11 protein-coding genes and 1 pseudogene are annotated in these 9,919 nt (G+C 43.1%); all 12 read left to right on the forward strand.

Annotated features, from left to right (window positions below; translation table 11 throughout):
* A pseudogene (locus ACESSZ_RS15700) lies at positions 1–684 on the forward strand (hypothetical protein); the annotation flags it as partial.
* Between the two features lie 183 nt (positions 685–867).
* Complete coding sequence (mobT, locus tag ACESSZ_RS15705; protein WP_003417612.1) at positions 868–2,064, forward strand: MobT family relaxase; 1,197 nt, start codon at positions 868–870, stop codon at positions 2,062–2,064.
* A gap of 11 nt (positions 2,065–2,075) precedes the next feature.
* Positions 2,076–2,210, forward strand: coding sequence for a DUF3789 domain-containing protein (locus ACESSZ_RS15710; protein ID WP_003417615.1), 135 nt, complete (start codon positions 2,076–2,078; stop codon positions 2,208–2,210).
* Complete coding sequence (locus ACESSZ_RS15715) at positions 2,211–2,432, forward strand: hypothetical protein (protein ID WP_002323342.1); 222 nt, start codon at positions 2,211–2,213, stop codon at positions 2,430–2,432.
* A gap of 76 nt (positions 2,433–2,508) precedes the next feature.
* Positions 2,509–2,982 (forward strand): GNAT family N-acetyltransferase, encoded by a 474-nt coding sequence (locus tag ACESSZ_RS15720; protein ID WP_003417620.1) that lies wholly within the window; start codon positions 2,509–2,511, stop codon positions 2,980–2,982.
* Positions 2,983–3,082: 100 nt separating this feature from the next.
* A complete protein-coding gene (locus ACESSZ_RS15725) occupies positions 3,083–3,379 on the forward strand; it encodes a hypothetical protein (protein ID WP_010774377.1) in 297 nt (98 codons plus the stop codon).
* Positions 3,298–3,801 carry an antirestriction protein ArdA gene (locus ACESSZ_RS15730; RefSeq protein WP_003417621.1) on the forward strand — a complete coding sequence of 168 codons (504 nt, stop codon included), beginning with the start codon at positions 3,298–3,300 and terminating at the stop codon, positions 3,799–3,801. Before ACESSZ_RS15725 ends, ACESSZ_RS15730 begins: the two co-directional genes overlap by 82 nt.
* 17 nt (positions 3,802–3,818) lie before the next feature.
* Complete coding sequence (locus ACESSZ_RS15735; RefSeq protein WP_499842890.1) at positions 3,819–4,322, forward strand: antirestriction protein ArdA; 504 nt, start codon at positions 3,819–3,821, stop codon at positions 4,320–4,322.
* Positions 4,323–4,431: 109 nt separating this feature from the next.
* Positions 4,432–4,830 carry a conjugal transfer protein gene (locus ACESSZ_RS15740; protein WP_003061368.1) on the forward strand — a complete coding sequence of 133 codons (399 nt, stop codon included), beginning with the start codon at positions 4,432–4,434 and terminating at the stop codon, positions 4,828–4,830.
* Entirely contained in the window at positions 4,808–7,258 is a 2,451-nt protein-coding gene (gene tcpF, locus ACESSZ_RS15745; protein ID WP_499842891.1) for a conjugal transfer ATPase TcpF, read from the forward strand. Before ACESSZ_RS15740 ends, tcpF begins: the two co-directional genes overlap by 23 nt.
* A complete protein-coding gene (locus ACESSZ_RS15750) occupies positions 7,258–9,459 on the forward strand; it encodes a CD3337/EF1877 family mobilome membrane protein (protein WP_499842892.1) in 2,202 nt (733 codons plus the stop codon). Before tcpF ends, ACESSZ_RS15750 begins: the two co-directional genes overlap by 1 nt.
* Positions 9,456–9,919: lysozyme family protein (locus ACESSZ_RS15755; protein WP_499842893.1), on the forward strand; the 464-nt coding region annotated here is incomplete at its 3' end. The genes ACESSZ_RS15750 and ACESSZ_RS15755, both read left to right, overlap by 4 nt.

A 9,919-nucleotide genomic window follows, 5' to 3' on the forward strand; every position in this document is an offset into this window, starting at 1 on the left:
ATGAAGCGAAAGTTTCATGTACGGTGTGAAGCGGGGGAAAACTTGGAGATAACATCAAAGAGTTACCTATCGCTATCTGACCTTGCAGACTTAGGGACAGTTATGGGAAATGTGTATCACACCAAAGAAGAAATGATTGATTGCGTCAATGCCTTTTATGAGGGTATGGTACAGCGAAGTGAGGAAATGAAGCGACACCAGAACTATAAGACGGGCGAAAACTACGCCTATCTGGGACTTCCACCCTGCTTTCTTATCTTTGATGAATATGTGGCATTTTTTGAAATGCTGGGGACAAAAGAAAGCGTGAGCCTACTTAGCCAGTTAAAGAAAATCGTTATGTTAGGGCGACAAGCAGGTTATTTTCTTATCGTTGCCTGCCAGCGTCCAGACGCAAAGTATTTCTCGGACGGTATCAGAGATAACTTCAATTTCCGTGTGGGACTTGGGCGTATCAGCGAATTAGGTTACGGTATGCTGTTCGGTTCAGATGTAAAAAAACAGTTTTTCCAGAAGCGTATCAAGGGGCGTGGCTATTGTGATGTAGGAACAAGTGTTATAAGTGAATTTTACACGCCTTTAGTTCCGAAAGGACATGACTTTTTGCAGACTATCGGCTCTCTTGCACAAGCAAGGCAGGACGGGACGGCGACGTGCGAAGCGAAAGGCGACGGCACGGACTAGCCGTTGCTGGTGTGGCGTAAGCCACGCCAGCAGGTAAAACCCCTCGGTATCTAACAGAGGGGTACGTTTGCAAATAAACAATAGACAAAAAACATAGGAAACATAAGGCTTCTGACATGGTTTCCTAGTAAAAATCGGCTGTGAAGTCGCCTTAAAAAACTTCACACTTTACAGATTGGGGGTATGGTTCTGAATGAAGAACAATGGATAAAAGAATTACGGGAGAAACGGATTGCTTATGGTATCTCACAAGGCAGGCTGGCGTTGGCTTCTGGTATCACAAGGGAATATCTCAACAAGATAGAAAGTGGAAAAATGAAGCCGTCAAAAGAACTTCTGGAAACTCTGCATAAAGAACTGGCAAGGTTCAATCCAGAAGCACCGCTTACCATGCTGTTTGATTATGTGAAAATCCGTTTTCCCACGCTGGATATACAGCACATCATCAAAGACATATTAAAACTGAATATCAACTATATGCTCCATGAAGATTACGGGCGTTACAGTTATACGGAGCATTATTCTTTAGGGGACATCTTTATCTATACGTCGGCTGACGAAGAAAAAGGTGTCCTTTTAGAGTTAAAGGGGCGTGGGTGCAGGCAGTTTGAAAGTTACCTGCTGGCACAGCAAAGAAGCTGGTATGACTTTCTCATGGACGCACTCGTAGACGGTGGCGTGATGAAGCGTATCGACCTTGCTATCAACGACCATACGGGCATTTTGGATATTCCAGAGCTTGCGGAAAAATGCAGGAAACGGGAATATATCGGAAAGTCCAGAAGCTATAAGTTTTACCAGTCGGGCGAGCTTATCAAGCACAGAGAGGACGACAGAGAATATATGGGACGTACCCTTTATCTTGGTTCGCTGAAATCAGATGTGTATTTCTGTATCTATGAAAAGGACTATGAGCAGTACGTCAAGCTGGGGACACCTCTGGAAGAAGCCGACATTATCAACCGTTTTGAGATACGGCTTCGGAATGAACGAGCCTATTATGCAGTACGAGATTTGCTGACCTATTATGACGCAGAGCAGACCGCCTTTTCTATCATCAACCAGTATGTGCGGTTTGTTGATGAAGAACCAGACAAGCGAAAAAATGACTGGAAACTCAATGACCGCTGGGCGTGGTTTATCGGCGATAACAGACAGAGCTTGAAGCTGACGACAAAGCCAGAGCCTTATACCTTAGACCGTACATTGCGGTGGGTACAAAGGCAGGTAGCACCAACCTTGAAAATGCTGAAAAAGATTGATAAGGGAAACGGTACAGACTACATGGAAACAATCGAACAGCAGGCAAAGCTCACAGAAAAGCATGAAATGATAATCAAACAGCAGACGACCCCTGCAAAAGATTTAGTAGAAAGTTAGGAGTGATAAAAATGTGGGTATTATTAAAAGACTTCCTGCTGGTATCTATGGGAATGGGTATCGGTGTAGTCTTGATGTGTATTTTGAATATCGGCAAAGAAGCTGACTATGAAATGAAACAATTAGAAGAAAGCGAGGACAATTAAATGAATTTCGGACAAAATTTGTATCAATGGTTTTTATCAAACGCACAGAGCTTAGTGCTTATGGCGATTGTGGTTATCGGTATCTACTTAGGGTTTAAACGTGAGTTTTCAAAACTTATTGGCTTCTTGGTAGTTGCCTTGATTGCTGTCGGTTTGGTATTCAATGCTGGCGGTGTGAAAGATGTACTGTTAGAGCTGTTCAATAAGATTATTGGTGCATAAAATTTTATTGTGGTACTGATATGCGAATGATATAATCGGGGTGTGAAAAAAGATAAAATAGATTAGGAGTTAAGCTATGGATTATATTATACGAGAAATAAAAAAGGAAGAATATGATTTACTCAATGACTTTTTGTATAATGCAATTTATATTCCAGACGGTGTTGAGCCACCACCTAAATCAATCATTAACTGCCCAGAATTGCAAGAATATGTTTTTGAATTCGGAAAGCGAAAAGATGATAGGGCTTTAGTTGCGGAAGTTCAAGGAAATGTTGTTGGTGCTATTTGGGTACGAATAATGAACGATTACGGACACATTGACAATGATACACCGTCCCTTGCTATGTCTGTTTTTCAAAAGTATAGAGGACAAGGGATTGGAACTTCATTATTGCAACAGTTATTGTTGGTGGAAAAAACTTCTGGATATTCAAAACTTTCCTTATCTGTTCAAAAAAATAATTATGCAGTAAAGATGTATAAGAAAGCAGGTTTTCTTGTTGTTGATGAAAATAGCGAAGAATATATTATGACTGTAAATCTATAACAGATAATCTAGTTTACAATTTCATATCCATACACACAAAGCAGTTAGTCTTAGGATTGACTGCTTTTTTCTTACCTAAATTTCAGATTGGAGTGATGAAATGAGCGATATTTTTAAGGATATGCAGGTAAAGGTTGGCTGTGAATATATTTCCGACCAGCCCTCTTACAAGCGTAAGGTGTGGCAGGAAATGAAACGGCTGAACCTTGCCGACTATGAAGAAAGACAGTTAGAAGATTTTTCAAAGTATGTGTTTGGTATGCCGTACCAGACCTTAAAAGATGTGATGAAACAACAGAAAGGACGTGAGGAACAATGCAGGAAACAAGGGTGCTGGTGGAAACGAGAGGAACAACTGGCGAAGAAACAATATCATACTGGTTCGACCTGCCGATAGATGTTGCCGAGTTTGAAGAAAAGTTAGGTGTCGGTGCAGAAAGTGGGGATTACCGCATTATTGAAAAGGTGTTGGCTTTTGCTAATGAAGTTCACGAACATACCAGCGTGTATCAGCTCAACGAATTAGATTTTATGTACCGCCAGCTTTCAAGCGATATGCAGGAAGAATATGTATCACTTCTTACGGTGTTTGAGAATTTAGAAGCACTTTATATTTGCAGGAACGTGATTACGGTTTATCCCGACTGCAAAAGCATGATAGATGTTGCAAGGCAAAAGCTGATGAACGACCCGACGTTCAAACATTTATCCGAGGACTGTCAAGAATATTACTTTGACTTTGAAGCCTACGCTTCTCACTTGCAGGAACACGGGAAATTTTTAGTAACGGAACACGGTATCTTTGAACTGCCAGAGTAGGAAATGAGGTGGTGCTTATGATTGATGATATGGCGGTTTATATTGCTAATCTTGGCAAATACAACGAGGGCTATTTAGTCGGTGCGTGGTTCACGTTCCCCATTGACGAGGAAGATGTGAAAGAAAAAATCGGCTTGAATGAACAGTATGAGGAATACGCAATCCATGATACCGATAACTTTCCCATTGCGATTGGCGAGTATGTTTCCATTGAAGAACTGAACTCTATGTATGAAATGATAGAGGAACTTCCCGACTATATCGTAGAGTGTCTGGACGAATTTATCAGCCACTACGGGACGCTGGAAGAAGTCGTGGAACACAAGGACGATATTTATTATTATCCAGACTGTGAAACCATGACAGACGTTGCCTACTACTACATAGACGAATTGCAGGCACTTGGCGACATTCCACCCAGCTTACAGAACTACATTGACTATGAAGCCTACGGGCGAGATTTGGAACTGGGTGGTTGTTTCTTGGAAACAAGCCGAGGTATGTGCGAGATACCATATTAACGCTGGAAGATCAGCGACAAGCATGGTTGCTACTGACAGCGTATTTCTCTTTTAAGGGACAGTCTGAAACATGGCTGTCCTTTTCTATTTTGAAAGGAGCTGAAAGAACTTGAAAAAGATTAAATCTTATACGGGTATCTGGAACGTGGAAAAAGTCTTGTATGCAATTAATGACTTTAACTTGCCCTTTCCCGTTACCTTTACGCAGATTACATGGTTTGTGATTACAGAATTTATCATCATTCTGTTTGGGGATATTCCCCCACTTTCCATGATTGAGGGAGCATTTCTCAAATACTTCGGTATTCCCGTTGCTCTCACTTGGTTTATGTCGCAGAAAACTTTTGACGGAAAGAAGCCGTACAGCTTTTTGAAATCACAGATAACCTATGCCCTGCGACCAAAAATCACTTATGCAGGAAAAGCCGTAAAACTGCATAAGCAGATACTCAATGAAACAATCACGGCAGTAAGGAGTGTGAACTATGTTCCCGATAAAATATATTGACAATAACCTTGTCTGGAACAAGGACAATGAGGTGTTTGCCTATTATGAGCTGATACCGTACAACTATTCTTTCTTATCCGCAGAGCAGAAATTTATCGTGCATGACAGCTTTCGACAGCTCATTGCACAGTCCCGTGAGGGTAAAATTCATGCGTTGCAGATTGCCACAGAAAGCTCAATTAGAAGTATGCAGGAGCAGTCAAAAAAGCTGGTAACTGGAAAATTAAAGGAAGTTGCCTATCAGAAGATAGACGAACAGACCGAAGCGTTAGTATCTATGATTGGGGATAATCAAGTGGACTACCGCTTTTTTCTTGGCTTTAAGCTCATGGTTACGGAAGAACAGCTCAATCTGAAGAACATCAAAAAATCGGCGTGGCTGACGTTCACGGAATTTCTCCATGAAGTGAACCATACGCTGATGAATGACTTTGTTTCCATGCCGAATGATGAAATCAACCGTTACATGAAAATGGAAAAGTTACTGGAAAATAAAATCTCCCGTCGCTTTAAGGTGCGTCGCTTGGAAATCCATGATTTTGGGTATCTCATGGAACATCTTTACGGCAGGGACGGTATCGCCTATGAAGATTATGAGTACCAGCTACCAAAGAAAAACTATAAGAAAGAAACGCTGATAAAATACTACGACCTTATCCGCCCGACAAGGTGTGTGATTGAGGAAAGCCAGCGGTATTTACGATTGGAACATGAGGACAAGGAAAGCTATGTGTCCTACTTTACCGTCAATGCGATTGTCGGGGAGCTTGATTTTCCGTCGTCTGAAATCTTCTATTTCCAGCAACAGCAATTCACATTCCCCGTTGATACTTCTATGAATGTAGAAATCGTGGAAAATCGAAAAGCATTAACGACAGTAAGAAACAAGAAAAAGGAATTGAAAGACCTTGATAACCACGCCTATCAAGCAGGAAGTGAAACCAGCTCAAATGTAGTGGACGCATTAGACAGCGTGGACGAGCTGGAAACAGACTTAGACCAGACAAAAGAAAGTATGTATAAGCTCTCTTATGTAGTGCGTGTATCGGCTGATGATTTGGACGAATTAAAACGCCGTTGTGATGAAGTCAAGGACTTTTACGACGACCTCAATGTAAAGCTGGTGCGTCCTGCTGGGGATATGCTGGGGCTTCATTCTGAATTTTTACCTGCCAGCAAGCGATATATCAATGACTATGTGCAGTATGTAAAATCAGATTTTCTTGCAGGGCTTGGTTTTGGTGCAACCCAGCAGTTAGGGGAAACTACGGGTATCTATATGGGCTATTCCGTTGATACGGGAAGAAATGTGTACCTGCAACCGTCCCTTGCCAGTCAAGGCGTAAAAGGCACAGTTACAAATGCCCTTGCTTCTGCTTTTGTCGGTTCGCTTGGTGGTGGGAAGTCGTTCTGCAACAATCTTCTTGTGTATTACTCCGTTCTCTTTGGGGGACAAGCGGTTATCTTAGACCCCAAAAGTGAGCGTGGCAACTGGAAAGAAACGCTCCCAGAAATCGCCCATGAAATCAATATCGTAAACCTTACCAGCGACAAGGACAATGCAGGACTTCTTGACCCGTTTGTGATTATGAAGAATGTCAAAGACGCTGAAAGTCTGGCAATCGACATCTTGACATTTTTAACGGGTATTTCCTCTAGGGACGGCGAAAAATTCCCCGTGTTACGAAAAGCGGTTCGCTCCGTTACCCAGAGTGACAGTCGGGGCTTGCTCCATGTGATAGACGAGCTACGCCGTGAAGATACGCCCATATCAAGAAATATCGCAGACCATATCGACAGCTTCACAGACTATGACTTTGCACACCTGCTGTTTTCGGACGGTACGGTGGAAAATGCTATCAGCCTTGACAACCAGCTCAATATCATTCAAGTAGCCGATTTAGTATTGCCAGATAAAGATACCACCTTTGAGGAATACACGACCATTGAATTATTGTCGGTGTCTATGCTGATTGTGATTAGTACCTTTGCACTCGACTTCATTCACAGCGACCGTTCTATCTTTAAAATCGTAGACCTTGACGAAGCGTGGGCGTTCTTAAATGTGGCACAAGGCGAAACCTTGTCAAATAAGCTGGTGCGAGCTGGACGTGCTATGCAGGCAGGTGTTTATTTCGTTACACAATCCTCTGGGGACGTGTCAAAGGAAAGTCTGAAAAACAATATCGGCTTAAAATTTGCCTTTAGAAGCACGGATATTAACGAGATAAAGCAGACCTTAGAATTTTTCGGTATCGACAAAGACGACGAGAACAACCAAAAACGCTTGCGTGATTTGGAGAACGGACAATGTTTATTGCAGGACTTATACGGGCGTGTCGGTGTGGTGCAGATACACCCAGTCTTTGAAGAACTGCTACACGCCTTTGATACCAGACCGCCCGTGCAGAGAAATGAGGTGGAGTGATGAAAGAAAGGATAAAAGGTGCGTTCACAAAAAAGAAGATTTTTCACTTTCTCAAAATGGCTCTGTTTGTCGTGGCACTCTCCCTTATCCTGCTTTTACTTCTGGGGACGGTGGCTCATGCGACGGGGCTTGTGGACGATACCATAAACGCAGAAAATCTATACTCAAAATATCCCCTTTCCAACTACCAGCTTGATTTTTATGTGGATAATAGCTGGTCGTGGCTTCCGTGGAACTGGCTGGACGGTATCGGAAAATCGGTGCAGTACGGGCTTTACTGTATTACCAACTTTGTCTGGACGATAAGCCTTTATTTAAGCAATGCCACGGGCTATGTGGTGCAGGAAGCCTATAAACTTGATTTTATTAACGATATGGCAGACAGTATCGGACAAAGCATACAGACCCTTGCAGGCGTAACACAGAACGGTTTTTCCAGCTCTGGCTTTTATGTCGGTTTCCTGCTTCTCATTATATTAGTGGTGGGACTTTATGTAGCCTATACGGGACTTATCAAACGGGAAACAAGCAAGGCACTTCACGCTGTTATCAATTTTGTTGTGGTGTTCGTACTGTCCGCTTCTTTTATTGCCTACGCTCCCGACTACATCAAGAAGATAAATGAATTTTCATCAGACATCAGCACCGCTTCTTTGGACTTGGGAACAAAAATCATGCTCCCCAACTCTGACAGTGAGGGTAAAGACAGCGTGGACTTGATACGGGACAGCTTATTTTCTATTCAAGTAGAACAGCCGTGGCTACTCTTACAATTCGGGAACAGCAACGCAGAAGAAATCGGGACAGACCGTGTCGAAGCTCTCGTATCAGCAAGCCCAGAGGACGAGGACGGAAAGACCAGAGAGGAAGTCGTAAAAACAGAAATCGAGGATAACGACAACAACAATCTGACGATACCGCAGGTGGTAAATCGTTTAGGTATGGTATTCTTCCTGCTGTTCTTCAACTTAGGTATCACGATATTTGTATTCTTGCTTACGGGTATGATGTTGTTCAGCCAGATACTTTTTATTATCTTTGCTATGTTTTTACCTATCAGCTTTCTACTTTCCATGATACCGAGCTATGAAAGCATGGCAAAGCAGGCAATCGTGAGGGTATTTAATACCATAATGACACGGGCAGGAATAACGCTCATTGTAACGGTAGCGTTCAGTATTTCCAGTATGTTTTATAACATCTCCACGGACTATCCGTTTTTCATGGTGGCGTTCTTGCAGATAGTGTGTTTTGCTGGTATCTATATGAAACTGGGCGACTTAATGAGTATGTTCTCACTTAATGCTGGCGACAGTCAAAGCATGGGACGCAGGATATTCCGCAGACCGTATCTGTTTATGCGACATAGGGCTAGGCGTATGGAACACCGTATTGCAAGGGCGGTAAGTGCTGGCGGTATTTCGGGCGGTGTGGCTGGTGCGGTGGCTGGAAGTGCCGTTGCTAATAAACGAGCTGAAAGAAAAAATACAGCTTCTAAAGAAAATCGGGGCAATACCACTTCCAGCATGGGACAGCGTGCAGGCTCAAAGGTGGGTGCTGTCTTAGATACGAAAAATAAAGTGAAAGACAAAGCAAACGCTGTCAAAGAAAACATCAAGGATATGCCGACACAGACCGCTTATGCGGTGTATTCCGCAAAGGAAAAGGCAAAGTCCAGCGTGTCCGACTTTAAGCGTGGCATGGTGCAGGAACAGCAGTCCAGACAGACGGGGCGTTTGGAAAAGCAGGAACAGCATAGACAGAATATCGCTGACAAGCGTATGAAGCTTCAAAAGGCACAAGAAGCAAGGCAGGCACAGCGAAAGGCTGACGGATCAGCGACAACGGGAGCTACCCGTCCCCATGAGCGACCAGCCACAGCTTCAAAGCCGAGTGCGGAAAAAACGCAGGAAGTCAAACGTCCTGCCACAGCGACCACTTCAAAAGCAAGTGAACCAGTCAAGACAAATGTTATCAAAGAGCGTCCGCTATCTTCTGGTGCTTCTGATAGGAAAGCGCCCCAGCCTGCACAGCCAGTACATAAGCATAATGTAGAAAAAGTGGTATCGCAGGAAACACGCCAGAATTACACCAAAGACCGCAGGACAAAGGTTCAGCAGACCCAGAGTGTCCAGAAGAACCAGCAGACAACAGAGAAAACCCGTAACCTTGTAACGAAGAAAGGACAGAAGAAAAAATGAAACTGAAACATATCGCTCTCATTGGCAGTCTGTTTCCTATCCTCTTTTCTCTGGTGCTTTTCTTTGGTGTCTTGATTAGTGCAGATAGCGACGAGAACAGCAACTTTTCTTCTGGCATTACGGGTATGAACTTATCCGCAGAAGTCTTGAAACATCAGCCTATGGTGGAAAAATACGCCAGAGAATACGGTATTTCCGAGTATGTCAATGTACTATTGGCTATCATTCAAGTAGAAAGTGGCGGTACGGCAGAAGATGTTATGCAGAGTTCGGAAAGTCTTGGTTTACCGCCCAACTCTTTAGATACAGAAAGTTCAATCAAGCAGGGGTGTAAGTATTTTGCGTCCCTGCTTTCTTCCTGCAAAAATCAAGGTATCGACGACTTGAATGTAGCGATACAGTCCTATAACTATGGCGGTGGCTATGTGGGATATGTGGCAGGAAAAGGAAAGAAACACAC

The organism is Eubacterium sp. 3_1_31 (genome assembly GCF_964249515.1).
In the GTDB taxonomy this organism is placed as follows: Bacteria; Bacillota_I; Bacilli_A; order Erysipelotrichales; family Erysipelotrichaceae; genus Longicatena; species Longicatena caecimuris.